Raw genomic sequence first — 26,814 nt, 5'->3', positions numbered from 1 at the left:
TGTTGGGCGTGAACAGGTTTCGGCACAGTTCGCACGCGGCCGGCTCGCCCGGACGTACCTATCGTGGCGCTGAGCTGGTGTTGTGCGTGGGTGCGCTGGCGGTCACGGCATTCGCGGCGATGATCTTGTCAGCCGCCGACGGCGCGGGCACCGGCGTGTCCACCCTGCGCTCGCTCGGGGTGTTCGCCGTGCTCACATTGGCCGCGCATCTGGTGGTCCGGTGGTGGGCGCCGAGCGCGGATCCGGTGCTGCTGCCCTGCGTGGTACTGCTCAACGGCCTGGGCCTGGTGCTCATCGAGCGGCTCGATCACGAGAATCCGCTCTCCAGCGGGAGCGCCCAGTCCTCGGACGCGGCACACCAGTTGATCTGGACCGGAATCGGAATCGCGCTCTTCGCACTGGTCCTCGCCGTGGTCCGCGATCACACCACCCCCGCGAAATTCGGCTACACCTGCGGGCTGGCCGGCCTGGGCGCACTGCTCGTCCCGGCCCTGCTGCCCTCCCGATTCAGCGAGGTCAACGGCGGTAAGAGCTGGATTCTGCTGCACGGCTTCTCGATTCAGCCCGGCGAATTCGCCAAGGTGCTGCTGCTCATCTTCGTCGCCTCGTTCCTGGTGGCGAACCGGGAGCTGTTCACCTCGGCGGGCCACCGCTTCCTCGGCATGACCTTCCCCCGGCTGCGAGATCTGGGTCCACTGCTGCTGGTCACCGTCGCCGCGGTGCTGGTGCTCATGTACGAGAAGAACCTGGGCTTCTCACTGCTGATCTTCGGCACGGTGCTGGCCATGATCTATATCGCCACCGATCGGGTGTCGTGGCTGATCATCGGATTCACCATGTTCGCGATCGGCGCCACCCTCGCCTATCAGCTGTTCCCGCACGTGCGGGTGCGCGTGGAAGTCTGGCACGACCCGTTCGCGACGTATTACACGACGGGATACCAGATTTCGCAGGCGCTGTTCGGCATGGCCACGGGCGGCCTGCTGGGCACGGGCATCGGTGCGGGCCGGCCGCAGGAGGTGCCGTTCGCGAAGACCGACTTCATCATCTCCACCATCGGCGAGGAACTCGGCCTGGTCGGCTTGACCGCGGTGATCGTGGTCTTCCTGATCCTCACCATTCGCGGTTTCTCCGCCGCGCTCAATACCCGCGACGCGTTCGGGAAGCTGCTCGGCGGCGGGCTGTCCTTCTCCATCGGCTGGCAGTTGTTCGTGGTGGTGGGCGGTGTCACCAAACTGATTCCGCTGACCGGTCTGACCACACCGTTCATGTCGTACGGCGGGTCCTCACTGCTGGCCAACTACATTATCGTCGCGCTGCTCATCCGGATCTCGCACGATGCGCGCACCGCACCGCCGCCCCCGGTGCGGCCGCCGGTCGCCCTGGCCGAGGCTCGCACCGAACATGTTTCGCGCCGGTGGCTCGCGAAGCCGCAGTGACCTAGGCCGGTTCGTCGTAGGACGAGGTGCCCTCGTCGAGCAACGGCTCTTCCATCCGATAGTGCGCGGGCGCGAGCAGCCGGAGTACGTGATAGCCGGTGATGACGACCACCGTGCCCAGCGCGATACCGCTGAGCGTGAAGGTGTCGGTGAATTTCATGCTCACATTGCCGATGCCGATGATGAGCCCCGCGGCAGCCGGGACCAGATTGAGCGGATTGCGCAGATCGACCCGCGCAGTGGTCCAGATCTGCGCGCCGAGCAGACCGATCATGCCGTAGAGAATGACCGTGATGCCGCCGAGCACACCACCCGGAATGGCGGCCACCACCGCGCCGAACTTCGGGCACAGACCGAACAGCAGCGCGAAACCGGCTGCCGCCCAATAGGCGGCGGTCGAGTAGACGCGCGTGGCGGCCATGACGCCGATATTTTCCGAATAGGTGGTGTTGGGCGGGCCGCCCACCGCCGTCGAGAGCATGGAGGCCACGCCGTCCGCGGCGATGGCGGTGCCGAGCTTGTCGTCCAGGGAGTCGCCGGTCATCTCGCCGACCGCCTTCACATGCCCGGCATTCTCGGCGACCAGCGCGATCACGATGGGCAGGGCGACCAGGATCGCCGACCATTCGAAGGACGGCGCATGCAGTTGCGGCAGTCCGATCCAATCCGCCCTGCCCACGCCGGACAGATCCAGCCGCCAATGGTCGGTGACCGCGCCGCTGCCGTCGGCCGAGTGGATCTTGCCGAACACCCGGTCGAGCACCCACGAGAAGACGTACCCGAACACCAGCCCCAGGAAAATCGCGATGCGCGACCAGAATCCACGCAAAGCCACCACCGCCAGTCCGGTGCCGAGCATGACCAGCAGGGCCGTCCACTGATCCTGCGGCCAATAGGTGGAGGCCGTCACCGGCGCGAGGTTGAAGCCGATCAACATGACCACCGCACCGGTTACCACCGGAGGCATGGCGGCGTGAATGATCCGGGCCCCGAACCGCTGTACCGCCAGACCGATCAGAAACAGCACCGCTCCGACTGCCAGGCACGCACCGGTTACCGTCGCGCTACTGCCGCCCTGCGCGCGGATGACCGCTGCCACACCGACAAACGACAGCGAGCACCCGAGATAACTGGGCACCCGGCCACGAGTCGCGAGCAGGAAGATGGTGGTCGCGACACCCGACATCATGATGGCCAGGTTGGGATCCAGACCCATCAGTACAGGTGCGACAAAACTCGCACCGAACATGGCCACCACGTGCTGGGCGCCCAAACCCAGTGTGCGCGGCCAGGACAGCCGCTCATCAGGCCGGACCACCGCGCCCGGCGCCGGTGTGCGCCCGTCGCCGTGCACGGTCCAGCGGACACCCAGATCCATGACAGCCCGCTTTCTACCGATCCGGAGACAATCCCGGCCATCGTAGTGCGAGCAAACCTTCAGCTCCGAGTCACACGCGGATGGTCCACATTTCTCCGGTCAGGGCAGCGGCCACGCCATACCGTCGACACAGGCCACATCCCCGAACTGCCGGATTGGTTGCAGCCCTCCGGAATATAGGTGGCCATCATGGGTTGCAGGCTGCCGTCGGCATTGACGGTCCGGTCTGCACGATGAGCGGGATCTCGCATTCACCGCTGGGAAGTCCGAGCGGATTGCCTGCCGCGCCGACGTCGAATTCGTCTCGCAGGTAATACATTCCGGCAAGTCCGGTCTGAATGTTCAACCGCGTGATGCCCATTGCGTGAGACACATGTGCCGCCGGCACACGGGAGCCGAGCTCGTTCTGAAAGATTATGCGCGCCAATTGATCACGCCGCGCATTCGATTTCGGCCCCGATACCGGCCGCCCGAAACCCCGCTGCGCATTTCCGGTAGATCGCGGTGATACCGATCAATCCCCGAGGCGCCGGTCAATTCTGCCGCTGCCGAACGGGTCTCGACTATCGGTAGCAGGTCGCCCACCGGAATGGGTGGGCGACCTCCGAAAGACCTTTCGGCCCAGTCGAACTCAGCCGAGGCGCTCGATAATGGTGACGTTGGCGGTGCCGCCGCCCTCACAGATGGTGAGCATGCCGTAGCGGCCGTTCACCCGCTCCAGCTCGTTCAGCAGCGAGGCGAAGAGCTTGGCGCCGGTGGCGCCGAGCGGGTGGCCCAGCGCGATGGCGCCGCCGTTGACATTGACCTTGTCCGGGTTCGCGCCGGTCTCCTTGAGCCACGCGAGCACCACCGAGGCGAAGGCCTCGTTGATCTCGATGACGTCCATATCGTCGATGGTGAGGCCGGTCTTCTCCAGCGCCCACCTGGTGGCCGGAATCGGCGCGGTGAGCATGTAGATCGGATCGGCGCCGCGCGCGCTCACATGGTGGATGCGGGCCCGCGGGGTGAGGCCGTACTCCTGCACCGCCCAGTCCGAGGCGAGCAGGGTCGCGCTGGCGCCGTCGGAGATCTGGCTGGCGAGCGCGGCGGTGATGCGGCTGCCCTCGGCGAGCGGCTGCAGCCCGGCCATCTTCTCCAGTGTGGTCTCGCGCGGGCCCTGGTCGATCCAGAAGTCGCCGACCGGCACGATCTCCCGGTCGAACTTGCCCTCGGCGATGGCCTTGCGCGCGCGGTCGTGGCTGCGCAGCGCCCACTCCTCCATATCGCGGCGGGAGATATCCCACTTCTCGGCGATCATATTGGCCGAATTGAACTGCGACACTTCGGCGGTGCCGTAGCGGTGGTCCCAGCCCTGCGCGCCGACGAACGGGCCCTCGAAGCCGTACTGCTGACCCGCGAGCATGGCCGCGGAAATCGGAATGGCGCTCATGTTCTGCACGCCGCCGGCCACGATGACCTCGGAGGTGCCGGACATGATGGCCTGCGCGGCGAAGGTGATGGCCTGCTGCGAGGAGCCGCACTGACGGTCGACGGTCACACCGGGTACCGACTCCGGGTAGCCGGCCGCGAGCCAGGCGGTGCGCGCGATATTTCCGGCCTGCGGTCCGATGGTGTCGCAGCAGCCGAACACCACATCGTCGACGACCACGGGGTCGATCTCGTTGCGGCCCATCAGTCCACGCAGCGCCGCCGCACCCAGATCGGCCGGGTGCACGGCCGCGAGCGCCCCGCCGCGCTTACCGACCGCAGTACGAACGGAGTCGACCACATACGCGTCCCGCATGGGTGCGTACTGACGGCGAGAGGGTGCTGACATTGTGAACTCCTACTGCTGCGGGCTGAGCTGGTGCTTTCGGTCTTCCGGTGCTGCTGTCGGGGTTTCAGGGGCGGCGCCCCTGAGCGTCCCGGGAGTTGGAACCAGTTATCGCGCTTCGGGATTGGTCAATCCGTCGAGCACGATGGTGAGGTACTGCTTGGCGAGGCTGTCGACGGTGATCCGGCCGCCGGGCTGATACCAGCGCACCGACACCCACACGGTGTCGCGCAGGAAGCGGTAGGCCAGTTCGATATCCAGCTCCGGGCGGAAGCCGCCCTCCTCGACGCCGTTCGCGAGCACCTGGTGCCAGAGCTCGCGGAACTCTTTGTTGTATTCGTCGATGTAGCCGAATCGCGGTGTGCCGCTGAGCCGTTTGGCCTCGGCCTGGTAGATGGCGACCGCGGCGTGCCACTGATCGAAGGATTCGTAGGACGCGACCACCAGCGCCTCGAGGGTGTCGCGGGCGCTGAGCCCCGAGCCGACGATCTCGCGGTAGCGCCCGAAGAGGTCGTCGAGGAAGCCGCGCAGGATTTCGTCCACCATGGCTTCTTTGGAATCGAAGTGGTGGTAGAGACTCCCGGATAGAATCCCCGCGGCATCGGCAATGTCACGAACCGTGGTGGCGCGCAGTCCTCGCTCGGCGAAGAGATTGGCGGCCAGGCCGAGCAGCTCGCTACGGCGCGCCGACTTGGAAGGCTCCGATGGTGGGGTCACGAACCCCAATATACAACCAAGCATTTGCTTGGTCGAGTGCGGGTTTATCTCACGGAGTATCGCAACGGCGACGACACGGATAGGTCCGCCAGCAGGCGGTCGCAGATGACTATGGGCGAGATTCCGGCGCGGGCCATGCGAGCCACCAGTGCGAGCCGCCTTTCCGGACTGTCCCACTCCACGGTCAGTGGTTCGAGACCGGGTCCGGCATCGACCGTTGCCATGACATGCGCCGGAATGTCCTCGTGTGCGGGAACTTCGCTGAGTTTCAACACCATCCCCCGCTGCCATGCCCGATATGTCTCCATATCCGCGCCCTCCACCAATTTGTCGGTGGCCGCGCACAATCCCTTCGCTATGCCATCCGCGAACGCGATGCGGTCGTAGCTGACCCGCCCGCAATCGCGCACCACCTCCAGCAGATCCGCGCGGACTTCGCGCAGCAGTACCGCCTGTTTCCGGCGCCGCTGCTCATCTTCGGAAACCGGATGCCAGGACTCGCGCACCAGGCCGATACGGCGGGCCCGATCGCGATCGCGAATCATGTCGGTGCGCAGTGCGGCGCGCGGATCGCGGGAAATCTCCACCTCGTCCACCGCATGCTGTTCCAGAATCTGCGCCGCGCGCATGGCGGTGGCGCGTTCGGAATCGTGGTCGAGCAATTCGGCGCCCAGCGTCAGCGCCGCGAGCACGACATTGTCGAGTCTTCGGCGCGCAAGAACGACCTCACGCACCAGCTGTAGTTCCAGCCCGTCATCGGGCTGCTCTGGAGCTGCTTGTTGTCGGCGATCCGGACCCATGGGTCGCGCCCTTCGACTATGCGGAACCGGCTTAAACCAGGATTACACAAGGACAGCACCGGCGCGCCAGCCATTTTGCGCCCCGAATAAATTCGTCGGCGTCAGGGGCCGGAAAAATAGCACTGCCGCGCCCCTGCGGGACGCGGCAGTGAGAAATACTGCGACCGGGTGACACGGCTTTCCACATCACCCGGCAATCCGAATTCGGCTGCGCTGAACCGAAATCAGGTTCGCCTATCCAAATCAGGCGCGCTGGCTCGAAATGGAGACAACCTCTCCGGTGAGATAGCTGGTGTAATCGCTGGCCAGCATGGCGATGGTCGCGGCGATCTCCCACGGCTCGGCGGCCCGGCCGAAGGCCTCGCCCGCGGCCAGGCGATCCAGCAGATCACCGGAGGTCACCTTGTCCAGGAACGCATGCCGCGCAATGGACGGGGCCACCGCATTGATGCGCACGCCGTATTCGGCGGCCTCGACGGCCGAGCAGCGGGTCAGCGCCATGACGCCGGCCTTGGCGGCGGCATAGTGCGCCTGGCCGTGCTGGGCACGCCAGCCGAGCACACTCGCGTTATTGACGATCACGCCGCCGTGCCCGGCCTCGCGGAAGTACGCGAGCGCGGCCCGCGTTGCACGGAAGGTGCCGTTGAGGGTGATGTCGATGACCTTGTCCCACTGCTCGTCGGTCATATCCACCACGGGGGTCTCACCGCCCAGACCGGCATTGTTGACAATGATGTCGATGCGGCCCAGCGCCGAAACCGCCTGCGCGATGAGCTGATTCACCTGTTCGGTGGAGCTCACATCGCAGGGCACGGAAGCCACACGGCGGTCCGGGAATTCGGCCTGCAGCGCCTCTTCGGTCTCCTTGAGGCGACGCTCGTGCCAATCGGAGACGACAACATCCGCACCCTCGGACAGCAGCCGGCGCGCGGTGGCCGAACCGATTCCGGTACCGGCCGCGGCGGTCACCACGGCGACCTTGCCCGCGAGCAGGTTGTGGCCGGGCGTGATTTCAGGGGCGATAGACAAATCGGTCACGGACGAGCCTCCCGGGGAAGTCCGAGCACACGCTCGGAGATGATATTGCGCTGAATCTCGTTCGAGCCGCCGTAAATGGTGTCCGCGCGAGTGAAAAGGAACATGCGCTGCCAGGCATTCAGATCGTCACCGTCGGCGTCGGCGATGAGGCCGGGCGCGCCGAGCACGTCCATGGCCAGCTCGCCGAGATCGCGGTGCCAGTTGGCCCAGAGCAGCTTGGTGACCGACGCCTGACCGGCCGCCGTGCGGGCATCGACGGACGCGCCCTCGTGGCCGGTTTCCAAGGTGCGCAGCACGTGGGCGCGCAGTACCCGCAGTCCGACCCAGGCCTGATCGAAACGGTCTGCGATGACGGCGTTTTCGAGTGCGCCGTTCTGCTTCGCGACGGCTTCCAGGTCGGCGAGCTCACGGGCGTACCGAATCTGCTGGCCGACGGTCGAGATGCCGCGCTCGAAGGTGAGCGTGCCCATCGCGACCTTCCACCCCTCGCCGGGCGCGCCGACCACGAGATCGGCTGCGGTGCGGGCATTGTCGAAGTAGACCTCGTTGAACTCCGCGGTCCCGGTGAGCTGGATGATCGGCCGCACCTCGACACCGGGCTGCTTCATCGGCACCAGCAGATAGGACAGACCGTGGTGACGGCTCGAGCCCTTCTCGGTGCGCGCGACGACAAAGCACCAATCGGACAGATGCGCGAGCGAAGTCCACACCTTTTGTCCGGAAATCGACCATTCGTCGCCATCCAGGTACGCAGAAGTGCTGACTGCGGCCAGATCCGAGCCCGCGCCGGGCTCGGAGTACCCCTGGCACCACAGCTCGGTCACATTGCGAATGCCGGGCAGGAAGCGCTGCTTCTGCTCCTCGGTGCCGAAGGCCAGCACGGTCGGGCCGAGCAGTTCCTCACCGAGGTGCGAGACGCGGCTGGGCGCATCGGCCTTGGCGTACTCCTCGTGGAAGATGACCTGCTGCTGCAGGGTGGCGTCGCGGCCGCCCCACTCCTTGGGCCAGCCGAGGCAGGTGAGTCCGGCGGCGGCGAGGGCGCGATCCCATTCGAGACGCTCCTCGAAGGCCTCGTGCTCACGGCCCGGGCCGCCCAGACCGCGCAGGTGACTGAACTTCCCGTTCAGGTTCTCCGTCAGCCAGTCACGCACCTCAGCGCGGAATTCAGCATCCGGGCCGGATTCACGACTTACCGTGGTCCCGCTGGCCGGTTCGGGGGTCTGGATCATGCTCACCCCCGTAGAGTAACCTACCAAGCACTTGCTTTGTTAGACCCATTCCCGGACGCTCGGAGACCCCGTGACATCCCCACCGCAGACCACTCCGCTCGCGCTGCACCATGCCGCGAGCGCCTTCGGCTCAGCACCTGCCGTCTGCGACGGTGCCGTGACACTGAGCTGGGAGCAGCTGCTCGATTCGGTCCGTGAGGCCGCTCGCGTGCTGCTTGCCCGCGGCGTGCAGCGGGGCGACCGGATCGGCATCTGGGCCCCCAATACGCACCACTGGGTGACCGCGCTGCTGGCCACCCACTATGTCGGCGCGGTGATCGTTCCGCTGAATACCCGGTACGTGGCCGACGAGGTCGCCGAGGTGCTGAGCCGGGTCGATGCCAAGGCACTGTTCATCACCGGCTCCTTCCTGGGCCGGGACCGGCTGGCCGAACTGCGCGCCACCGCACCGGGATTGGTGATCGACACCGTCATCTCCATTCCCGCCGAGGGTGTCGAGGCCGTCGACGCCATCGCCTGGTCCGAGCTGCCGAAGCTGGCCGAGGCGGTCTCGCTCGAGGACGCCATCGCGCGCGCGGAATCCGTACAGCCGGAAGATCTCTCGGACATTCTCTTCACCTCCGGCACCACCGGGCGCAGCAAGGGCGTACTCATTCCGCACGGGCGCGTCCTGACCAGCGCCCGCTCCTGGGCCGACTGCGCGACCCTGAACAGCAGCGACCGCTTTCTCGTGGTGCCGCCGTTCTTCCACAGCTTCGGTTACAAGGCGGGCATTCTCACCTGCCTGGTCACCGGTGCGACCATCGTCCCGCAGGCCGTGTTCGACGTGCCGGAATCCATGCGGCTCATTCACGATGAGCGCATCACCGTGGTCACCGGGCCGCCGACCATCTTCCAATCCCTGCTCGAGCATCCGGCTCGCGCCACCGCGGATCTGTCGACGCTGCGGGTCGCCGTCACCGGCGCCGCCACCGTGCCGGTGGTGCTCATCGAGCGAATGCGCGACGAACTGCGCTTCGATGTGGTGCTGACCGCCTACGGGCAGACCGAATCCGGCGGTTTCGGCACCATGTGCCGTCCGGAGGACTCCAACGAGACCATCGCCAATACCTGCGGCCGCGCCATCGCGGGCTTCGAACTCAAGCTCGCCGACAATGGCGAACTGCTGCTGCGCAGTGCGCAGATCATGATCGGCTATCTGGACGATCCGCAGGCCACCGCCGACACCATCGACCGGGACGGCTGGCTGCACACCGGCGATGTCGCGGTGATCAATGAGCACGGCTACGTGAAGATCACCGACCGGCTCAAGGATATGTACATCTCCGGCGGCTTCAATGTGTATCCCGCCGAGGTGGAGCAGGCCATGGCCCGGCTCGACGGTGTCGCCGAGACCGCGGTCATCGGCGTACCGGACGAGCGCATGGGCGAGGTCGGCAAGGTGTTCGTGGTGCGCAAGCCCGGATCCGCGCTGACCGCGGAAGAGGTGCTGGCACATGCCAAGACGCTGCTGGCCCGGTTCAAGGTGCCGCAGTTCGTGGAATTCCGTGACCAACTGCCGTACAGCGCGGCCGGCAAGGTACTCAAGCGGCAACTACGTGAGGAGAAGGCGTGAGCGCCCACGACAGTGGAAATTCAGCGCAGCAATTGGGCCCGATTCCCGATGAGGGTGACGTCGTCCTCTACGAGAAGCGCGGCGCGATCGCGGTCGTCACGCTGAACCGGCCGGACTACCGCAATGCGCAGAACTCGGTCATGACCTACGCCCTCGACGCCGCCTTCGTGCGGGCCGTGGAGGATGCCGAGGTCAAGGTGATCGTGCTGGCCGGTGCCGGAAAGCATTTCAGCGCCGGGCACGATATCGGCACGCCGGGCCGCGACCATCACATCAAGTACGAGAACCAGGCCGCGCTGTGGTGGGACCACACCGATCGGCCGGGCGGTGACCAGCGGTTCGCGCGTGAGACCGAGGTCTACCTGAACATGTGCCGGCGCTGGCGGGAGATCCCCAAGCCGACCATCGCCATGGTGCAGGGCGCCTGCATCGCCGGTGCGCTCATGCTGGCCTGGTCCTGCGACATGATCGTCGCCTCCGAGGACGCGTTCTTCTCCGATCCGGTTGTCCGCATGGGCATTCCGGGCGTCGAGTACTTCGCGCACCCGTGGGTGCTGGGACCGCGCCGGGCCAAGGAGATCCTGTTCACCGGTGACCGCTTCACCGCCGCGCAGGCGTACGAGTGGGGCATGGTCAACCGGGTCGTCGAGCACGACGATCTGGAGACCGAGACCTTCGCGCTGGCCGAGAAGATCTCCGCCATGCCGCAATTCGGGTTGGCGCTGGCCAAGAAGGCCGTCAACCAGTGCGAGGACCTGATGGGTATGCGCTCGGGGATGGATTCGGTCTTCGGGCTGCATCACTTCGCGCATGCGCACAATGCCGAGGTCGGGGCCGACTCGCTGGGCGGGATGAACGCCAAGTCCATGAAGGCCACCGCTACCGAGGCCACGAACAAGAACGGGACGAAGTAAGTGGATCTCGAATTCGATGCCAAGACCGAGGAATTCCGCCGCGAGGTGCGCGAGTTCCTGGCCGCCAATGTGCCTGCCACTCCCCTGCCGTCCATGGACACCAAAGAGGGGTTCGAGGCGCACCGGGCGTGGGAGGCCAAGCTGGCCGACGCCCGATTGTCCTGTGTCGCATGGCCTGCCGAGTACGGCGGCCGGGATGCCTCGCTGACCGAATGGGTCGTCTTCGAGGAGGAGTACTACGCCTCCGGAGCGCCCGGCCGCGTCTCGCAGAACGGCATCTTCCTGCTGGCCCCGACGCTCTTCGAGCACGGTTCGCCGGAGCAGCTGGCCCGCTTCATGCCGAGAATGGCTCGCGCCGAAGACATCTGGGCGCAGGCGTGGTCCGAGCCGGAGGCCGGTAGCGATCTCGCCGGTATCCGCTCCACCGCCAAGCGCACCGAGGGCGGCTGGCTGCTCAACGGCCAGAAGACCTGGAGTTCCCGTGCCTCCTTTGCGGATTGGGGCTTCGGCCTGTTCCGCAGCGATCCGGAGGCGCAGCGGCACAGGGGACTCACCTACCTCATGTTCCCGCTGACGTCCGAAGGCATTACGGTGCGGCCGATTCCGCAGCTGGACGGGGAGCCCGGTTTCGCGGAGATCTTCCTGGACAATGTGTTCGTGCCCGATGCCGATGTGATCGGTGAGGCGAACAATGGCTGGAAGGTCGCGATGGCGACCTCCAGCAATGAGCGCGGGCTCTCGCTGCGCTCCCCCGGCCGCTTCAACGCGACCGCCACCAAGCTCATCGACCTGTGGCAGCACGCCGCGGCCGACACCGATACGGCGCTGCGCAATCGCGTGGTGGAGGCCTGGGTCGGCGCCGAGGCGTACCGGCTCAACACCTGGGCCACCGTCACCCGGCTCGCCGACGGCGGGCAATTGGGCGCGGAATCGTCCGTGAACAAGGTGTTCTGGTCGGACCTGGACATTGCCATGCACGAGACCGCCCTGGATCTGCACGGTGCCGCCGCCGAACAGGAGTCGGCCTGGACCGACGGCTTCCTGTTCTCGCTGGCGGGTCCGATCTACGCGGGCACCAATGAGATCCAGCGCAATATCATCGCCGAACGCCTGCTCGGGCTGCCGCGCTAGTCACCCGGAGGACGACCATGCGATTCGCACTGACCGCAGAACAACTCGATTTCGCCACCAGCCTGCGCAAGATGGGCGAGGCGGCCAAGACGCCGGGCGCCGTACGGGCCTGGGGCGCCGGTGATTCCGCCGCCGGACTGGCGCTGATCGGCCAGCTCGCCGAGGCGGGCGCACTCGGCCTGATCAGCTCCGAGGAGAACGGCGGCTTCGGCGCCGGGCCGGTGGAACTGATCGTGGCCTTCACCGAGATCGGCCGGGCCGCGGTGCCCGGACCGCTGGTGGAGACCGCGGCCGCGATTCCCGCACTGCTGCAGGCACTTCCGGATACGGACGCGGCTGCCACATGGCTGCCGCAGTTGGCCGAGGGAGCCAAGCTCGGCACCCTCGCCATCGCCGGCGCATCGGGATCCGGCTCTGCCCGTACGGATAACGCACCTGCTGCCGGTTCCACGGCCGGACCCAGCGCACTGTCGGCGGCAGGCGCACCCGTCGCCCTGGACGCCGATATCACCGACCTGATCCTGGTCGCCGCGGGCGATCGGGTCTCGTTCGCCGGTGCGGGCGAGCAGGCGAAGTCCATCGACGCCGCGCGCCGCCTGTTCACCCTCGAGACCGGCAACGTGCTCGCCGAGGGCGAAGGTGTCGGCGCCGCAATCGATCTGGCCTTCGACACCGCGGCCCTGGCCGCCGCCGCCCAGCTGCTCGGCGCGGGCCGCGCGCTGCTGGACACCAGCGTCGACTATGTGAAGCAGCGCCAGCAGTTCGGCAAGCCGATCGGCCAGTACCAGGCGATCAAGCATCACCTGGCGAACGTCATGATCGGCCTGGAGATGGCGCAGCCCCTGCTCTACCGCGCCGCCCTCACCCTCCAGGACGACGCCGGCGCCACCACCCGCGCCCGCGATATCTCCGCCGCCAAGCTCGCCTGCGGCGAGGCCGCCTACCAGGCCGCCCGCATCGGCCTGCAGGTACACGGCGCCATCGGCTACACCGCCGAATTCGACCTGTCCCTCTGGCTGACCAAGGTCACCGCCCTCCGTTCCGCCTGGGGCACACCGGATTTCCACCGCGCCCGCATCGCCGCCGCCCTGCGCGCCGGCAGCACCGGAGCGGCAGCGTGATCGCCGCCGGGCACGCCGAGTGCGTGCCGCACACCATCCATACCGCTGGCGCGCTGGGCAATTCGAGTGCGCGCCGCTACTCGACCGACCCGGTCGACATGATCGGAGCGCAGGCATGAGCATTACGGCCGAGCAGCAGGAACTCGCGACCACCGTGCGCGCGGTGCTGGCCAAGCACGGTGACAGTGCGGCCATGCGGCGCGGACTCGACGCCGAACGCGGCTATGACGAGCAGCTGTGGAAGCTGCTGTGCGAGCAGGTCGGCGTTGCGGCCCTTGCCATTCCGGAGGAGTTCGGCGGGGTCGGAGTCGGCCTGGTCGAGGCCCTGCTGGTGGTCGAAGAGCTCGGCCGGACGCTGATCGCGCCGCCCATGCTCGGCTCGGCCGTGCTGGGTGTGCAGGCGCTGCTGCTGGCCGGTGATGCCGAAGCCAATGAGCGGCTGCTGCCGGAGGTCGCCGAGGGGGTGCGCACGCTCGCCCTCTGCTGGGCCGGGCCGCAGGGCTGGGATTCCTTCGGTGTCCGCGCCGAGGGTGAAACCGTCTCCGGCACCGCGCATTACGTCATCGACGGCTCGCACGCGGACACCCTGCTGGTGCTGACCGTCGAGGGCCTGTTCGAGGTCGACGGCGCGGCCGCGGGCGTGACCCGCACCGTGCTGCCGACCATGGACCCGACCCGCCGCCTCACGAAGATCGAATTCGCCGCGGCTCCCGCCCGCGCCCTGGGTGCGGTCGACCTCGGCCGACTGCGCGAAATCGCCTGGGCCGCAGTCACCGCCGAACAGCTCGGTGCGGCCGAGCAGTGCCTCGACATGACCGTCGAATACAGCAAATCCCGCGTGCAGTTCGGCCGCCCCATCGGCAGCTTCCAAGCCCTGAAGCACCGCATGGCCGATATGTACGTCCTGGTCGAGTCGACCCGCTCCATCGCCTATCTCGCCATCTCCGGCCTGGCCGAGGGCACCGCCGACCCCGTCGACGTGGCCTCGGCCCGCCTGCACGCCACCACCACCTTGAACTCGGTGGTCTCGGAGACGGTCCAGATGCACGGCGGCATCGCCATCACCTGGGAACACGACGCACACCTGTTCTTCAAACGCGCCCACGGCGACGCCCAGCTCTTCGGCACCCCCGCCCGCCCCCTGGCCCGCCCGGCCTAGGCGGCAATACCTCGCACGACAGCGGCCGGGATCGGGGCGTAAGCCCTGGTCCCGGCTTTTGTGTGCCATCTCACTCCGGAAAATATCGTTAGCCTATGTAAATACATAGTTAGCTTATGCAACAATATATGGGTACAGTCGAGCACCGGGGATGACGATCCATCGCGATGCTCACAGCCGGCAGCAACGGCGCTGATCGGCCGACTGGCCGAAGCCGGGCCGGCCTCGCGGACGAATTCACCTCCGCAGGCAGGGCCCGGCTGGCAATCACCCGCGAAGCTATCGAGGCCCTGAAGGCGACCGGGAGCTGAAATCCCGCGCCACCCGATTCACCCCGAAACCAGCTGCGAATCAACAGAACCCGTAGATGAGGAACTGATTGTGAGCACCTTGTCGGACACCCGGCCCGTTGTCGACGGACCCGCCCGTACCCCTACCCCTACCCGTACCAAGCAACCGAAATCCGTGTGGGCCGTGGCCTTCGCGTCCGTAATCGCCTTCATGGGAATCGGTTTGGTCGATCCGATCCTGAAGCCGATCGGCGAACAACTGCACGCGTCGCCGTCGCAGGTGACACTGCTGTTCACGAGCTACATGCTGGTCACCGGCATTGCCATGCTCATCACCGGCGTCATCTCCAGCCGCTTCGGCGCGAAGAAGACACTGCTCGCCGGTCTGGCCATCATTGTCGTATTCGCCGCTCTCGCAGGCGGTTCCGGCACCGTGAGCCAGATCGTCGGCTTCCGTGCGGGCTGGGGTCTGGGCAATGCGCTGTTCATCGCCACCGCCCTCGCCACCATTGTCGGTGCGGCGTCCGGCGGCACCGCCCGCGCCATCATCCTCTACGAGGCGGCACTCGGCATCGGCATTGCCACCGGTCCGCTGGTGGGCGGCTTCCTGGGCCACTTCAGCTGGCGCGCACCGTTCTTCGGCGTCTCGGTCCTGATGGCCATCGCCATGATCGCCCTGGTGGTCCTGCTGCCCGAAGCCCCGAAACCGGCCAAGCCGACCTCCATCACCGCGCCCTTCAAGGCGCTCACCTACCCCGGCCTGCTGCTGGTGAGCATCACCGCCCTGCTCTACAACTACGGCTTCTTCACCCTGCTCGCCTACACCCCGTTCCCGCTGAACATGGGCACCTACCAAATCGGCTTCATCTTCTTCGGCTGGGGCCTGCTGCTCGCCTTCTCCTCGGTCTTCCTGGCCCCGAAGTTGCAGCGCGCCTTCGGAACCGTCCACATGATGGCCCTGTCCCTTGCCCTGTTCGCCGCCGATCTGGCAATCATGGCGGCGTACGCCCACCACCAGCCCGTCCTGGTCGTCGGCACCATCGTCTCGGGCCTGTTCCTCGGCATCAACAACACCCTCATCACCGAGGCCGTCATGGAATCCGCCCCCGTGGAACGCGCCACCGCCTCCGCCGCCTACAGCTTCGTCCGCTTCGCCGGCGGCGCAGCCGCCCCCTACCTGGCAGGCAAACTCGGCGAACACCACATGGCCCTCCCCTTCTGGGTTGGCGCAGCCTGCACCGCCGCCGCGGTAGGCGTCCTGCTCTCCGGCCGAAAACTGCTCGCCCACATGGACGATCACGCCCCCGCCGCCCACACCCCCGCCGAGGCCCAAGCCATCACCTTCGGCGAAGACTGAGCACCCCGCCGAAGTACCACGCACGCCGACCGCGAGCGCACCCGAAGGCCGCCCCACATCCGGGCGGCCTTCGCGCATTCACCGTCGTACGATCCAGCCATGAATCAGCCGATGCCGCCGCAGCAACCGTTCCCGAACCAGCCGCACCAGCAGGGAACGCCTCCGCAAGGCGGATACGCGCAGCAGCCCCAGCAACCGCAACAGCCCTACGGACAGCAGCAGCCTCCGCAGCAGCAGCCGGGGCCGCAATTCCCGATCCTGGTCTCCACCATGAACGATGTCCCAGGACACAAGATCGTCCGGGTATTCGGCGAGGTTGCCGGCCTCACCGTCCGCAGCCGCGGCATCGGCGCCAATTTCACCGCGGGCCTGCGCTCCCTCGGCGGCGGCGAGATCCACGAATACACACAGCTCCTCTACCAGTCCCGCCACGAGGCAGTCCTGCGAATGTGCCAGCACGGCATGTCCTTCGGCGCCAACGCCGTCATCGCCATGCGCTTCGACTGCAACGAAATCGCCAACACCATGAGCGAGGTCGCCGCCTACGGAACAGCCGTCTTCCTGGAGCCCGCCGAATAGTTCGGCGCCGCCGCACAGTTCGTCAGTGCCGCAGGATCTCGACCTCGCGGACCGGGGTCCTGCTGCCGAAGCGTTTGCGGAGGGGGTAGAGGGCTGCTACGGCCAGGAGGCTGATGGTGGAGGCGAGGAGTTGGTTGCGCTGGGCGGGGTTGCACGCCATGGCGATGAAGACGCCGAGGATCGCGATGATGACCAGCCAGCTGATGTAGGGGTAGCCCCACATGCGGTAGGTGAGGGCGGCGGGGTCTTCGCGGGCGAGGCGGGCTCGAAGTCTGATCTGCGAGAACATGATTGCGATGTAGACGAAGGCCAGGACCACGCCTATGGAGTTCACCAGGAAGGTGAAGACCTGGTCCGGGGAGATGTAGGAGGCGATGACCGCGCCCCAGGCCGCGACCGTGCCGAGCAGGACCGCGCGTGCGGGCACGCCGCGCTTGTTGACCTTCACCAGGGCCGCGGGGGCGTCGCCGTCGCGGGTGAGGACGTAGAGCATGCGGGAGGAGACGTAGATGGCGGAATTGAGCACCGACAGCACCGCCGTCAGGATGACGACCTCCATGATGGTGCCCGCCGCGGGGACGCCCATATGGTCGAGGGCGGTGACGAACGGGCTCTTCAGCACCTGGGCGTCGTTCCACGGCAGGATGGTCACGACCAGGAAGATCGAGGCCACGTAGAACAGGCCCACGCGCCACAGCACATTGTTGGTGGCGCTGGCGACGGCCTTGCCGGGCTCCTTGGATTCGGCGGCCGCGACAGTGACGATCTCGGTGCCGCCGAACGCGAACATGACGACCACGATCGCGGAGAAGATCCCGGTGACGCCATTGGGCGCGAAGCCGCCGAACGCGGTCAGATTGTGGAAACCCGCGTCGGCGTCCGGCCAGAGCCCGAACACCCAGGCCGCGCCGATCACCAGGAACAGCACGATCGCCACCACTTTGATGGAGGCGAACCAGAATTCGAACTCGCCGAACGATTTCACCGACACCAGATTGACCGAGGTCATGAGGATCAGCAGTCCCGCCGACAGCACCCACTGCGGCAGATCGATCCAGCTCGACAGGATGGCCGCACCGGCGACGGCCTCGGCACCGACCAGAATCACGTAGAGGTACCAGTAGATCCAGCCGATGGTGAATCCGGCGAACGGACCCATGGCCATGCGCGAGTACTCGGCGAGCGAACCGGCGACCGGGCGGGCCACCACCATCTCGCCGAGGGCTCGCATAACGCACAGCACCAGCAGTCCGGCAGCCGCGTAGGAGATGACGGCGGCCGGTCCGGCGGTGCCGATCACCGAACCGCTGCCGACGAACAGTCCCGCGCCGATCGCGCCGCCGATGGCGAGCATGGTCATGTGGCGGCGGCGTAGCCCGGTCCGCAGCCCGTCCGGTCCGGCGCTGCTCGGTTCCGACATGTACCCGCCACCTCACGTTGTTGCTCGAATGTTGCTCGAACACCATATCGAGGCAGGTCAGGGTATGAAAATCGTCGCGGCGCGCGGCCTCCGCCCGATCGCGGCCGAGCGGTGAATTGCGTTATCCGCCTGCCGCTTCCAGTCGGAGTACCGTCGGAATCATGTCCGAATCGAAGACGGATCAGGTACGCGTCGAACCGTGCGCCAAGCGCGTGCGCGTCTATCTGGGCGGTCAGCTGGCCGTCGACACCATCAAATCCAAGCTGGTGTGGGAGCACGCCTACTACCCCACCTACTACTTCCCGCCCGATGAGCTGCGGGTGAAATTGGAGCCGACCGGCGATACCCGGGAGGCGAATCATCTGGGCACACCCACCGGATTCGATGTGATCGCGGACGGGACCGTCGCCCCCGGCGCGGCCGTGCGCTATCTCGACTCGCCGACCCCGGAGCTCCAGGACCTGGTGCGCCTGGAAGCCAAGGCGATGGACGAATGGTTCGAGGAGGACGAGCCGATCTACGGCCATCCCCGCGATCCGTACCACCGCATCGATATTCTCTCCAGCTCCCGGCACATTCGCGTGGAGGTGGCCGGGCAGACCGTCGCCGACTCCCGCAATCCGCGCATTCTGTTCGAGACCGGTCTCCCGGCGCGCTACTACCTGCCCCTCACCGATATCCGCCTGGATCTGCTGCAGCACTCGGATACTCGAACCCTGTGCCCCTACAAGGGAAATGCCGAGTACTGGAATGTGCGGCTCGGCGAGGACGTGCACCCGGATCTGGTCTGGATCTACCGCACTCCGACCCCCGAGAGCCAGAAGATAGCGGGCTTCGCGAGCTTCTACAACGAGAAGGTGGATATCTACGTGGACGGTGTCCTGGAAACCAAGCCGAAGACGCACTTCTCATGAGCGACGAGCGGCCGCAGCTGGCCGCGGAACTGGATCTGCTGCCGCATCCGGAAGGCGGCTGGTATCGGGAAACTTGGCGCAGCGCAGTCGAATTCGAGCCCAAGGGCTATGACGGCCCGCGCTCGAGCGCGACCGCGATCTATTTCCTGCTGCTGCCGGGCGAAGAGTCCGCACCGCATACGGTGCGCTCGGACGAGATGTGGTTCTGGCATCGGGGCGGACCCCTGCTGTTGAACATCGGGGGCGAGGAGATCGTCCTCGGACCCGATGTCGAGCAGGGGCACCGGCCCCAGGCGGTGGTCCCCGGTGGGGTGAGCCAATCCGCCCGCCCGGCGGGTGACGACTATGCCTTGGTGAGCTGTGTCGTCGCACCGGGTTTCGACTTCGCCGACTTCCGTCTGGACTAGTCGTCTATTTCGAGCAGGCCCTCGGCCACCGCGTGGTCGATGGTCCGCTCGAGGTTGGGGCAGGAGTCCGGCTTGCCGAAGATCGGCCCGGCTTCGGCCATCTTGCGGAAGACCGGGCAGTGGTCGGCCGGATTGACCGTCCACTGCACGGTTTTCTGATTGCTGCTGTGCTTGCGCACCAGCACCTCGGTACCGCAGGACGAACACGCGATCGGTGTCAGTCCGGACTCCATGTAGTGCTCTTTGTCCAGGACAGTCTGGGCGCGCACCTGCGCCCGCCGCTCGGGACGGTCCGCGAAGTCGGGTGCTTTCGCCCAGGCGGTCATCAGACGCTCGCCTCCTGGGAAGCGGCCTCGTCGGCCTCGCGCTTCTTGCGCAGGTTCTCCTCGACCTCGAGACCCCAGGCCTCATTGGCCTTGGAGGTGTCGACCTCGAATTCGAAGCGCTGCGTCGACTTGGGGTCGATATCGGCGACGTCCACGTAGAACTGGTCGTACCAGCGGCGCAGCTGGTAGACCGGGCCGTCTTCCTCGGTGAGCAGCGGGTTGTCGATCTTGGACTTGTGCTTCCAGATCTCGACGTCCTGCAGGAAGCCCTCGCTGACGCCCTCGGTCATCTTGGCGGCGAAGCCCGCGGCCTGCGCCTCGGGCAGACCCTTGGGCTTCTGCAGCGCCACGCCCCACTGCAGCATGAACGAGTCCTGCGTGACCGGGTAGTGGCAGTTGATCAGGACCGTCTTGACCTCGAAGCCGCTGTAGATGTTCAGCAGCGGGTTGATCATGTACGACGGCCCGAAGTACGACGCCTCGGACTTGAGCAGCACATCGATGCCGGCCTTGGCCGCATTGCCGATATCGGGGCGGGCCTTGGTCTCGAGGTACTGGGTCGCGACATGACCCTCGAGCACGTTCTTGAAGAAGGTCGGGAACGCGTAGTGGATGTAGAAGAAGTGCGCCATATCCACGACGTTGTCGATGATCTCGCGGCAGTTGGCGCCCTCGATCAGCAGCGAGTTCCAGGTCCAGTCGGTCCACTCGTCCGACAGTTCCTCGAGCGGGTTGCCCTCGGCGTCCTGGTACGCCTCGATGTAGGGAATCGTCACCTCATCGGTGGGCTTGCTGCCCTCGTGGTCGTGCCACACGAACAGCTGTCCGTTGCGCTCGAGGGTGCTCCACGAGCGGGTGCGAGCCAGCGGGGGCACGCGCCGGGCATACGGAATGCCCGTGCACTTGCCGTCGCCGCCCCAGCGCCAATCGTGGAACGGGCAGGCGATGGAATCGCCCTTGACCTCGCCCATGGACAGGTCCCCGCCCAGGTGGCGGCAGTAACCGTCGAGGATCTTCAGATCGCCCTTGCTGTCGGTGAAAACGACCAGCTTGGTGCCGAAAGCGTTGACCGCGTGCGGCTTGCCATCACGGAAGGTGCTGGCGAGACCCAGGCAATGCCAGCCCCGGGCGTAGCGAGTGGGCGCCGCGCCCACGTCGATCTCGCGAACCTTCCCACGGGGCCCCGGTGGGGTTGTCGACATTGTGATCCTCCTCTGGAAGTACTAGAACACGTTACAAAAACGCGGGCGATCACGCTAGTTGTCTGCCCAAACAATGGACAAAAGTCCTCGTGAGGCGCGCCACGTCCACGACACGGCCCTGGCGGGCCTCTGTTCTCGACAGAAATAGGAACGTGTTCTAGTCTCAGAGACAAACGAGAACCGCCCGATTCACCAGGCAGGAGCAACTGGCGCGATGACGCAAGAAGTAGTTGAGCGGGTCGAGGCACTGCTGCCCACTCTCCGCGAGCGGGCCCAGCAGGCCGAGGATCTGCGACAGATCCCCGAAGAGTCCATCAAGGACCTCCAGGCCGCCGGATTCTTCAAGTTGCTGCAGCCCAAGCAGTGGGGCGGCTACGCGGCCGATCCGGTCGTCTTCTACGACACCGTCCGCAAGATCGCCAGCGCCTGCGGCTCCACCGGCTGGGTGGCCGGCATCATCGGTGTGCACAACTGGCACCTGGCGCTGTTCGATCAGCGTGCGCAGGAAGAGGTGTGGGGCGAGAACACCGACGTCCGCATTTCCTCGTCCTATGCGCCCATGGGCGCCGGCGTGGTCACCGAGGACGGCACCGGTTACACCGTGAACGGTTCCTGGGCTTGGTCTTCCGGCTCGGGCCACGCGGACTGGGTGGTCGTCGGCGGACCGGTGATCAAGAATGGCAAGCCGGTCGATTTCGGCAGCTTCCTGATCCCGCGCAGCGAGTACAAGATCAACGATGTCTGGAATGTCGTCGGTCTGCGCGGCACCGGGTCCAACACCATCGTCGTCGAGAACGTGTTCGTACCCAAGCACCGTTTCCTCAGCTTCCGCGCCATGGGCGAGTTGAAATCCCCTGGCCTCGAGCAGAATACCGATCCGGTGTACAAGATGCCGTGGGGCACCATCCACCCCACCACCATCTCGACCCCGATCGTCGGCATGGCCTACGGCGCCTACGACGCGCACGTCGAGCACCAGGGCAAGCGCGTGCGCGCCGCCTACGCCGGCGAGAACGCCAAGGACGATCCGTTCGGCAAGGTGCGAATTGCCGAGGCCGCCAGTGATATCGACGCCGCGTGGCGTCAGCTGTCCGGCAATGTCGCGGACGAGTACGCCTTCCTGCTCAAGGGCGAGGACGTTCCGTTCGACGTGCGCGCTCGCGCCCGTCGCGACCAGGTCCGCGCCACCGGCCGGGCCGTCGCGTCGATCGACAAGCTGTTCGAGGCCTCGGGCGCAACCGCACTCGCCAACGGCACTCCGCTGCAGCGCTTCTGGCGTGATGCGCACGCCGGTCGCGTACACGCCGCCAATGATGCCGAGCGCGCCTACGTCATGTACGGCACGCATGCGTTCGGGCTCCCGATCACCGACACGATGGTGTAGCCCTATGACCACCGTTGAAGAGATCACCTTCGAGTCCACCTCGAAGTTCGCGCAGGTCCGATCGGATCTGAAGCTGCACTATCACGAGGCGGGCGTCGGCAACGGCCCCACCATCGTGCTGCTGCACGGTGGCGGTCCCGGCGCGTCGTCGTGGTCGAACTTCGCGAAGAACATTCCGGTGCTGGCGCGCGAATTCCACGTGCTGGCGGTGGATCAGCCCGGATTCGGCCTGTCCGACAAGCCGACCGAGCACCCGCAGTACTTCGTGCACAGCTCGTCGGCGCTGAAGGATCTGCTCGACACCCTCGGCATCACCGATCGGGTGCACCTGCTGGGCAATTCGCTCGGCGGCGGTGCGGCCGCCCGCTTCGCGCTGGACTACCCGGACCGCGCCGGCAAACTGGTGCTGATGGGCCCGGGTGGGTTGTCCACCAACCTGTTCGCGCCGGACCCCACCGAGGGCGTCAAGCTGCTGTCGAAGTTCAATTACGAGCCGACGCGCGCGAACCTCGAGGCGTTCCTGCGGATCATGGTCTTCGATCAGAAGCTGATCACGCCGGAGCTCATCGACGAGCGTTTCGAGCAGGCGAGCAAGCCGGAGTCGCTCGAAGCCACCCGCGCCATGGGTCGCTCCTTCGCCGGACCCGATTTCGCCAAGGGCATGATCTGGCGCGATGCGTTCAAGCTGCGGCAGCCGGTGTTGATGATCTGGGGCCGGGAGGATCGGGTGAACCCGATCGACGGCGCACTCGTGGCCTTGAAGATGGTGCCGCGCGTGCAACTGCACGTGTTCGGTGGCTGTGGGCACTGGGCGCAATTGGAGAAGTTCGACGAGTTCAACCGCCTCGCAACGGACTTCCTGCTCGGCGTCAGGGAGAAGTAGGTATGAGTATTCGAGCGCTCGGATACATGCGCATCGAGGCCACCGATATGGCGGCCTGGCGCGAATACGGGCTCAAGGTGCTCGGCATGATGGAGGGCACCGGGCCCGACCCGACCGCCCTCTACCTGCGCATGGATGATTTCCCGGCGCGCCTGGTGATCGTGCCGGGTGAGCGGGACCGCCTGCAGATCTCCGGCTGGGAGGTCACCGACGCTCCTGCGCTGCAGGACATTCGGGAGCGGCTGTCCAAGGCCGGGATCGCCTTCCGCGAGGGCACCAAGGACGAGGTCGAGGATCGCCGGGTCGAGGCGCTGATCTCGTTCGAGGACCCCTCCGGCAATGTGCTGGAGGCGTTCCACGGATCGCAGTACCTGGCCCGGCGTTTCATGAGCCCGTACGGGCACAAGTTCGTGACCGCCGAGCAGGGCCTGGGCCACGTGGTACTGACCTGCACGGATGATGCTGCGGCACAGACGTTCTACCAGGACGTGCTCGGCTTCCGGTTGCGCGACTCGATGAAGCTGCCGCCGCAGATGGTCGGCCGTCCCGCCGACGGCGATCCGGCCTGGCTGCGGTTCTACGGCTGCAACCCGCGCCATCACGCGCTGGCGTTCCTGCCGCTGCCGAATCCGACCGGCATCGTGCACCTCATGGTCGAGGTCGAGAGCTCCGACGATGTCGGCCTGTGCCTGGATCGCGCGGCGCGCAAGAAGGTGAAGATGTCGGCTACCCTCGGGCGGCATATCAACGACAAGATGCTTTCCTTCTACATGAAGACTCCGGGCGGATTCGATATCGAATTCGGCTGCGAGGGTTTGGAAGTCGAGGACACCTCGTGGATCGCCCGCGAGTCCACCGCAGTGAGTCTGTGGGGCCACGACTTCACGGTCGGAATGCGATAGCAGTGAGCGACAGGGCGGGAACTTCGGCTATGACCGACGAGATCACGACAGACGACCAGCCGGCGATCGACGCGCGCCAGTTCCGGAATGTGCTGGGGCAGTTCTGCACCGGCATCACCGTCATCACGACGTTCGACAGTGACGGGGCTCCGATCGGCTTCGCCTGCCAGTCGTTCGCCGCCCTCTCCCTCGAACCGCCGCTGGTCCTGTTCTGCCCCACCAAGGCTTCCAAGTCCTGGGCGGCGATCGAGGCCAACGGCAAGTTCTGCGTGAACATCCTCGCCGAGGAACAGCAGCCGGTATGCGCGCGCTTCGGCTCTCGCGAGCCCGACAAGTTCGCCGGAGTGCCTTGGCGCACTTCGGATCTGGAGTTGCCGCTGCTGGACGATGCCCTGGCCACCATCGAGTGCACGGTGGATCAGGTCATCGACGGCGGCGATCACTACATTGTGATCGGCCGCGTGCAGGCGCTGTCGGAATCCACCGATTCCGGTCGGCCCCTGCTGTTCTACCGCGGGCAGTACACGGCCATCGAGCCGGAGAAGACCGTGCCCGCGCCCTGGCGTGCGGATCTCGAGCACTTCCTCACGAACACCACACTCGACACGTGGTTGTGAGGCGGGTTCACCCCGAACCCTGGCGATAGAAAAGTGCCCCTGTGGAGTTATCCACAGGGGCACTTCGCATGTGGATAACTTTCACACCCGTCATCCCGGCATGCCCCACCCGTCATCCCGGCATGCTTTTGGCCGGGATCCACAGCCGCGTAGTGGATCCCGGCCAAATACGCGCCGGGATGACGAAGGCGTTCAAGCCGCGGCGCGGGCCTGGCGGCGGTATTGCCCCGGGGCCGAACCGTACTCGCGTTTGAAGGCCTTGCCGAACGCGAATTCCGAGCTGTAGCCCGCGCGGGTAGCGACCGTGCCGATCGGCAGATCGTCCTCACGGAGCAGGCGGGCGGCGGTGGTCAGCCGCCAGCGGGTCAGGTATGCCAGCGGGGGTTCACCGACCATGGTGTTGAACTTACGGGCGAAGGCGGCGCGGGACAGGCCCGAACGATCCGCGAGCGACTGCACGGTCCAGGCGGCGGCCGGCTCGTCGTGCATGGCCGCCAGCGCTGGGGCGACGGCCGGATCACGCAGTGCCGCAGCCCATCCTGCCGATTCCGACTGCGGCTGATCTTCGATCCAGGCGCGCAGTATGTAGAGCAGCAGTGAGTCGATGAGCGCCGGGACGATGCCGTGCGAACCGATGCGCGGCGCATCGAGTTCGGCGCTCAGCAGCGCGACGGCGGCGGCCAGGTGCGGATGGCGGCCCTCCCCCGTCCGCAGGTGGATCACCTCGGGCAACTGCCGCAGCAGTGGGTGCGGCCGCTGCCCGTCCAGGTGATAGTTGCCGCAGAGCAGGCTGACCGCCGGGCCGTCACCGCCGACCTGCAGCGCGCCCACGGGCGGGCGTTGGGTGTACTGCTCCGGCCGGGGTATCTCCGGCGCGGTATCGGGATGGTCGGCGAGGATATGCCCCGAACCGTCCCGCACGAAGACCACGTCGCCCGGGCTGAGCGCAATGGGTTCGGCCGCGTTCTCCGTCGGATAGATCCAGCAGTTACCGTGCAGCACAACATGAAATCCGGCGCCCGCGGTAGCCGGGAGTCGCAGTGCCCACGGCGCGCGGCCGTCGGTGCGCACCGAATGCGGCGCCCCGGTGCGCATGGAGGCCAGGGCCTCGCTGAGCACGTCCATACCGGCCTCCTTCCGTCCCCGGGTGCAACCCGGATTCCGTCCCCATTATTCGATACCCGCCGAGCGCGGGCGGACCGGCTATTCGACGGTCAGCACGACCTTGCCCACCGTCTGCCCCGAGGCAACCAGTTCGTGGGCCTTGGGCGCATCCGCCAGCGGCAGCTCCGCGGCAATGGTCGGCCGCACCAGGCCCGCATCCGCCAGCGCGGCGATCGCTTCCAGTGCAGCGTAATCCGGCTCCACCGAGACTCCGGCGAAGCGCCGTCCCGCCGCCTTCACGGTGGCGGCGAGCTCCGGGTTGACGTGCTCGAGGATGGTGACCAGCACTCCGCCCGGCTTCAGGACCTGAAGAGACCGCGTTCCGTCCGCCACCGAATCGAAGACCACGTCGATATCGCGGACTACCTCGGTGTAATCCGTTGTCCGGTAGTCGATCACCTCATCCGCCCCGAGACCGAGCACATAGTCGTGCTTGGCCGCACTGGCGAGTGCGATCACATACGCCCCGCGCGCCTTGGCGATCTGCACGGCCAGGTGCCCGACACCGCCGGCGGCCCGGTGGATCAGCACCCGATCGCCCTCCTTGATCCCGGCCTTGTCCACCAGCCCCTGCCAGGCGGTCAGCGCGGCCAGCGGCAGCGCCGCGGCTTCGACATGGCTCAGATTCGCGGGCTTGCGGGCCAACTGCCGCGAGGGCGCGGCCACATACTCCGCGTAAGCGGTAGCCGCACGAGGGAAGAAGGGCATCCCATAAACCTCTTCCCCGATCTCATAGCGCGCACCGGGCCCGGTCTCCTCGACCACGCCGGAAATATCCCAGCCCACGCCGAACGGCGGCTCCCCCAGGAGCGGAAAAGCGCCGGACCGCACCGCAATATCCACCGGATTCACCGAACTCGCGTGCACCCGCACCAGCACCTCGCCCGAGAGCAGCGCCGGCTTGTCGATCTCCACAACCTCCAGCACCTCGGGCCCGCCGAAGGACTTCTGAATCACCGCGCGCATCGTCTTCTCCCTCTACCGCTTCCGCCCCGGCCGTTCCGGGGGAACCGAA

General features: G+C 66.6%; 26 protein-coding genes. 15 read left to right on the top strand and 11 right to left on the bottom strand.

Annotated features, from left to right (window positions below):
• Positions 1-74 precede the first annotated feature (74 nt).
• Positions 75-1,439, top strand: a complete 1,365-nt coding sequence (locus ABZX86_RS15460) for an FtsW/RodA/SpoVE family cell cycle protein (protein WP_355124831.1) — start codon at positions 75-77, stop codon at positions 1,437-1,439.
• 1 nt (position 1,440) lies between these two features.
• Here ABZX86_RS15460 and ABZX86_RS15455 read toward each other — a convergent pair whose 3' ends face one another.
• The 6 genes from ABZX86_RS15455 to ABZX86_RS15430 form a co-directional block, all read right to left on the bottom strand.
• The gene (locus ABZX86_RS15455; protein WP_355123936.1) at positions 1,441-2,817 is read right to left on the bottom strand and encodes a solute carrier family 23 protein; all 1,377 of its coding nucleotides are present in this window, start codon (positions 2,815-2,817) and stop codon (positions 1,441-1,443) included.
• 631 nt (positions 2,818-3,448) lie between these two features.
• A complete protein-coding gene (locus tag ABZX86_RS15450) occupies positions 3,449-4,600 on the bottom strand; it encodes an acetyl-CoA C-acetyltransferase (RefSeq protein ID WP_355124829.1) in 1,152 nt (383 codons plus the stop codon).
• Between the two features lie 138 nt (positions 4,601-4,738).
• Entirely contained in the window at positions 4,739-5,371 is a 633-nt protein-coding gene (locus ABZX86_RS15445) for a TetR/AcrR family transcriptional regulator (RefSeq protein ID WP_355123934.1), read from the bottom strand.
• Between the two features lie 20 nt (positions 5,372-5,391).
• A complete protein-coding gene (locus ABZX86_RS15440) occupies positions 5,392-6,147 on the bottom strand; it encodes a hypothetical protein (RefSeq protein WP_355123932.1) in 756 nt (251 codons plus the stop codon).
• 243 nt (positions 6,148-6,390) lie between these two features.
• Positions 6,391-7,185 carry an SDR family oxidoreductase gene (locus tag ABZX86_RS15435; protein WP_355123930.1) on the bottom strand — a complete coding sequence of 265 codons (795 nt, stop codon included), beginning with the start codon at positions 7,183-7,185 and terminating at the stop codon, positions 6,391-6,393.
• Entirely contained in the window at positions 7,182-8,414 is a 1,233-nt protein-coding gene (locus ABZX86_RS15430; RefSeq protein ID WP_355124827.1) for an acyl-CoA dehydrogenase family protein, read from the bottom strand. Before ABZX86_RS15430 ends, ABZX86_RS15435 begins: the two co-directional genes overlap by 4 nt.
• Positions 8,415-8,484: 70 nt before the next feature.
• Between ABZX86_RS15430 and ABZX86_RS15425 the strand changes: the two genes are divergently transcribed.
• The 8 genes from ABZX86_RS15425 (at position 8,485) to ABZX86_RS15390 (ending at position 16,580) form a co-directional block, all read left to right on the top strand.
• Positions 8,485-10,029 (top strand): FadD3 family acyl-CoA ligase, encoded by a 1,545-nt coding sequence (locus ABZX86_RS15425; RefSeq protein WP_355123928.1) that lies wholly within the window; start codon positions 8,485-8,487, stop codon positions 10,027-10,029.
• 41 nt (positions 10,030-10,070) lie between these two features.
• On the top strand, positions 10,071-10,943 hold the full coding sequence (locus ABZX86_RS15420; protein WP_355124825.1) for an enoyl-CoA hydratase: 873 nt from the start codon (positions 10,071-10,073) through the stop codon (positions 10,941-10,943).
• Positions 10,944-12,074, top strand: a complete 1,131-nt coding sequence (locus tag ABZX86_RS15415) for an acyl-CoA dehydrogenase family protein (protein ID WP_355123926.1) — start codon at positions 10,944-10,946, stop codon at positions 12,072-12,074.
• 17 nt (positions 12,075-12,091) lie between these two features.
• Positions 12,092-13,195, top strand: coding sequence for an acyl-CoA dehydrogenase family protein (locus ABZX86_RS15410; protein WP_355123924.1), 1,104 nt, complete (start codon positions 12,092-12,094; stop codon positions 13,193-13,195).
• Positions 13,192-13,314: a hypothetical protein gene (locus ABZX86_RS15405; protein ID WP_327143417.1), complete on the top strand. Its 123-nt coding sequence runs from the start codon at positions 13,192-13,194 to the stop codon at positions 13,312-13,314. The genes ABZX86_RS15410 and ABZX86_RS15405 overlap by 4 nt, the downstream gene beginning before the upstream one ends.
• A complete protein-coding gene (locus ABZX86_RS15400; protein ID WP_355123922.1) occupies positions 13,311-14,354 on the top strand; it encodes an acyl-CoA dehydrogenase family protein in 1,044 nt (347 codons plus the stop codon). The genes ABZX86_RS15405 and ABZX86_RS15400 overlap by 4 nt, the downstream gene beginning before the upstream one ends.
• Before the next feature lie 465 nt (positions 14,355-14,819).
• Entirely contained in the window at positions 14,820-16,001 is a 1,182-nt protein-coding gene (locus ABZX86_RS15395) for an MFS transporter (RefSeq protein ID WP_355124823.1), read from the top strand.
• A gap of 255 nt (positions 16,002-16,256) precedes the next feature.
• Complete coding sequence (locus ABZX86_RS15390) at positions 16,257-16,580, top strand: heavy metal-binding domain-containing protein (RefSeq protein WP_327146373.1); 324 nt, start codon at positions 16,257-16,259, stop codon at positions 16,578-16,580.
• Between the two features lie 22 nt (positions 16,581-16,602).
• On the opposite strand, the gene ABZX86_RS15385 is transcribed toward ABZX86_RS15390, so the two are convergent.
• Complete coding sequence (locus tag ABZX86_RS15385; protein ID WP_355123920.1) at positions 16,603-18,000, bottom strand: amino acid permease; 1,398 nt, start codon at positions 17,998-18,000, stop codon at positions 16,603-16,605.
• Between the two features lie 161 nt (positions 18,001-18,161).
• Here ABZX86_RS15385 and ABZX86_RS15380 point away from each other — a divergent pair, with 161 nt between their 5' ends.
• Together ABZX86_RS15380 and ABZX86_RS15375 are read left to right on the top strand one after the other, a co-directional pair.
• Positions 18,162-18,914 carry a DUF427 domain-containing protein gene (locus ABZX86_RS15380; RefSeq protein WP_355123918.1) on the top strand — a complete coding sequence of 251 codons (753 nt, stop codon included), beginning with the start codon at positions 18,162-18,164 and terminating at the stop codon, positions 18,912-18,914.
• A complete protein-coding gene (locus ABZX86_RS15375) occupies positions 18,911-19,321 on the top strand; it encodes a cupin domain-containing protein (protein WP_355123917.1) in 411 nt (136 codons plus the stop codon). The genes ABZX86_RS15380 and ABZX86_RS15375 overlap by 4 nt, the downstream gene beginning before the upstream one ends.
• Here ABZX86_RS15375 and ABZX86_RS15370 read toward each other — a convergent pair.
• Complete coding sequence (locus ABZX86_RS15370; protein WP_327143412.1) at positions 19,318-19,647, bottom strand: hypothetical protein; 330 nt, start codon at positions 19,645-19,647, stop codon at positions 19,318-19,320. The genes ABZX86_RS15375 and ABZX86_RS15370 overlap by 4 nt on opposite strands.
• The gene (locus ABZX86_RS15365; protein WP_355123915.1) at positions 19,647-20,849 is read right to left on the bottom strand and encodes a Rieske 2Fe-2S domain-containing protein; all 1,203 of its coding nucleotides are present in this window, start codon (positions 20,847-20,849) and stop codon (positions 19,647-19,649) included. Before ABZX86_RS15365 ends, ABZX86_RS15370 begins: the two co-directional genes overlap by 1 nt.
• A 214-nt stretch (positions 20,850-21,063) precedes the next feature.
• On the opposite strand from ABZX86_RS15365, the gene hsaA reads away from it, so the two are divergent.
• From hsaA to hsaB, 4 genes are read left to right on the top strand one after another with little or no spacing between them, the layout of a single operon-like run.
• Positions 21,064-22,233 carry a 3-hydroxy-9,10-secoandrosta-1,3,5(10)-triene-9,17-dione monooxygenase oxygenase subunit gene (hsaA, locus tag ABZX86_RS15360; protein ID WP_355123913.1) on the top strand — a complete coding sequence of 390 codons (1,170 nt, stop codon included), beginning with the start codon at positions 21,064-21,066 and terminating at the stop codon, positions 22,231-22,233.
• Positions 22,234-22,237: 4 nt separating this feature from the next.
• Entirely contained in the window at positions 22,238-23,116 is an 879-nt protein-coding gene (hsaD, locus tag ABZX86_RS15355; protein ID WP_355123911.1) for a 4,5:9,10-diseco-3-hydroxy-5,9,17-trioxoandrosta-1(10),2-diene-4-oate hydrolase, read from the top strand.
• A 2-nt stretch (positions 23,117-23,118) separates the two neighbouring features.
• On the top strand, positions 23,119-24,018 hold the full coding sequence (gene hsaC, locus ABZX86_RS15350; RefSeq protein ID WP_355123909.1) for an iron-dependent extradiol dioxygenase HsaC: 900 nt from the start codon (positions 23,119-23,121) through the stop codon (positions 24,016-24,018).
• A gap of 29 nt (positions 24,019-24,047) precedes the next feature.
• Positions 24,048-24,635 carry a 3-hydroxy-9,10-secoandrosta-1,3,5(10)-triene-9,17-dione monooxygenase reductase subunit gene (hsaB, locus tag ABZX86_RS15345; RefSeq protein ID WP_355123907.1) on the top strand — a complete coding sequence of 196 codons (588 nt, stop codon included), beginning with the start codon at positions 24,048-24,050 and terminating at the stop codon, positions 24,633-24,635.
• Positions 24,636-24,827: 192 nt separating this feature from the next.
• Here hsaB and ABZX86_RS15340 read toward each other — a convergent pair whose 3' ends face one another.
• A complete protein-coding gene (locus tag ABZX86_RS15340; RefSeq protein WP_355123905.1) occupies positions 24,828-25,760 on the bottom strand; it encodes an AraC family transcriptional regulator in 933 nt (310 codons plus the stop codon).
• A 78-nt stretch (positions 25,761-25,838) separates the two neighbouring features.
• The gene (locus ABZX86_RS15335; RefSeq protein ID WP_355123903.1) at positions 25,839-26,765 is read right to left on the bottom strand and encodes an NADP-dependent oxidoreductase; all 927 of its coding nucleotides are present in this window, start codon (positions 26,763-26,765) and stop codon (positions 25,839-25,841) included.
• Positions 26,766-26,814 lie beyond the last annotated feature (49 nt).

The organism is Nocardia sp. NPDC006630 (assembly GCF_040611495.1).
Taxonomy (GTDB): Bacteria; Actinomycetota; Actinomycetes; order Mycobacteriales; family Mycobacteriaceae; genus Nocardia.
Note: the sequence above shows the minus strand (reverse complement) of the source record. Positions and strands in the feature narration are given on the sequence as shown.

Excerpts from the sequence above, each read along its gene's own strand:
- ABZX86_RS15335 (WP_355123903.1), bottom strand. The coding sequence starts at position 26,765 with ATGCGCGCGGTGATTCAGAAGTCCTTCGGCGGGCCCGAGGTGCTGGAG.
- ABZX86_RS15455 (WP_355123936.1), bottom strand. The coding sequence starts at position 2,817 with ATGGATCTGGGTGTCCGCTGGACCGTGCACGGCGACGGGCGCACACCG.
- hsaD (WP_355123911.1), top strand. The coding sequence starts at position 22,238 with ATGACCACCGTTGAAGAGATCACCTTCGAGTCCACCTCGAAGTTCGCG.
- ABZX86_RS15365 (WP_355123915.1), bottom strand. The coding sequence starts at position 20,849 with ATGTCGACAACCCCACCGGGGCCCCGTGGGAAGGTTCGCGAGATCGAC.
- ABZX86_RS15385 (WP_355123920.1), bottom strand. The coding sequence starts at position 18,000 with ATGTCGGAACCGAGCAGCGCCGGACCGGACGGGCTGCGGACCGGGCTA.
- hsaC (WP_355123909.1), top strand. The coding sequence starts at position 23,119 with ATGAGTATTCGAGCGCTCGGATACATGCGCATCGAGGCCACCGATATG.
- ABZX86_RS15400 (WP_355123922.1), top strand. The coding sequence starts at position 13,311 with ATGAGCATTACGGCCGAGCAGCAGGAACTCGCGACCACCGTGCGCGCG.
- ABZX86_RS15445 (WP_355123934.1), bottom strand. The coding sequence starts at position 5,371 with ATGCTTGGTTGTATATTGGGGTTCGTGACCCCACCATCGGAGCCTTCC.
- hsaB (WP_355123907.1), top strand. The coding sequence starts at position 24,048 with ATGACCGACGAGATCACGACAGACGACCAGCCGGCGATCGACGCGCGC.
- hsaA (WP_355123913.1), top strand. The coding sequence starts at position 21,064 with ATGACGCAAGAAGTAGTTGAGCGGGTCGAGGCACTGCTGCCCACTCTC.
- ABZX86_RS15430 (WP_355124827.1), bottom strand. The coding sequence starts at position 8,414 with ATGATCCAGACCCCCGAACCGGCCAGCGGGACCACGGTAAGTCGTGAA.
- ABZX86_RS15340 (WP_355123905.1), bottom strand. The coding sequence starts at position 25,760 with ATGGACGTGCTCAGCGAGGCCCTGGCCTCCATGCGCACCGGGGCGCCG.
- ABZX86_RS15440 (WP_355123932.1), bottom strand. The coding sequence starts at position 6,147 with ATGGGTCCGGATCGCCGACAACAAGCAGCTCCAGAGCAGCCCGATGAC.
- ABZX86_RS15370 (WP_327143412.1), bottom strand. The coding sequence starts at position 19,647 with ATGACCGCCTGGGCGAAAGCACCCGACTTCGCGGACCGTCCCGAGCGG.
- ABZX86_RS15410 (WP_355123924.1), top strand. The coding sequence starts at position 12,092 with ATGCGATTCGCACTGACCGCAGAACAACTCGATTTCGCCACCAGCCTG.
- ABZX86_RS15375 (WP_355123917.1), top strand. The coding sequence starts at position 18,911 with ATGAGCGACGAGCGGCCGCAGCTGGCCGCGGAACTGGATCTGCTGCCG.
- ABZX86_RS15380 (WP_355123918.1), top strand. The coding sequence starts at position 18,162 with ATGTCCGAATCGAAGACGGATCAGGTACGCGTCGAACCGTGCGCCAAG.
- ABZX86_RS15450 (WP_355124829.1), bottom strand. The coding sequence starts at position 4,600 with ATGCGGGACGCGTATGTGGTCGACTCCGTTCGTACTGCGGTCGGTAAG.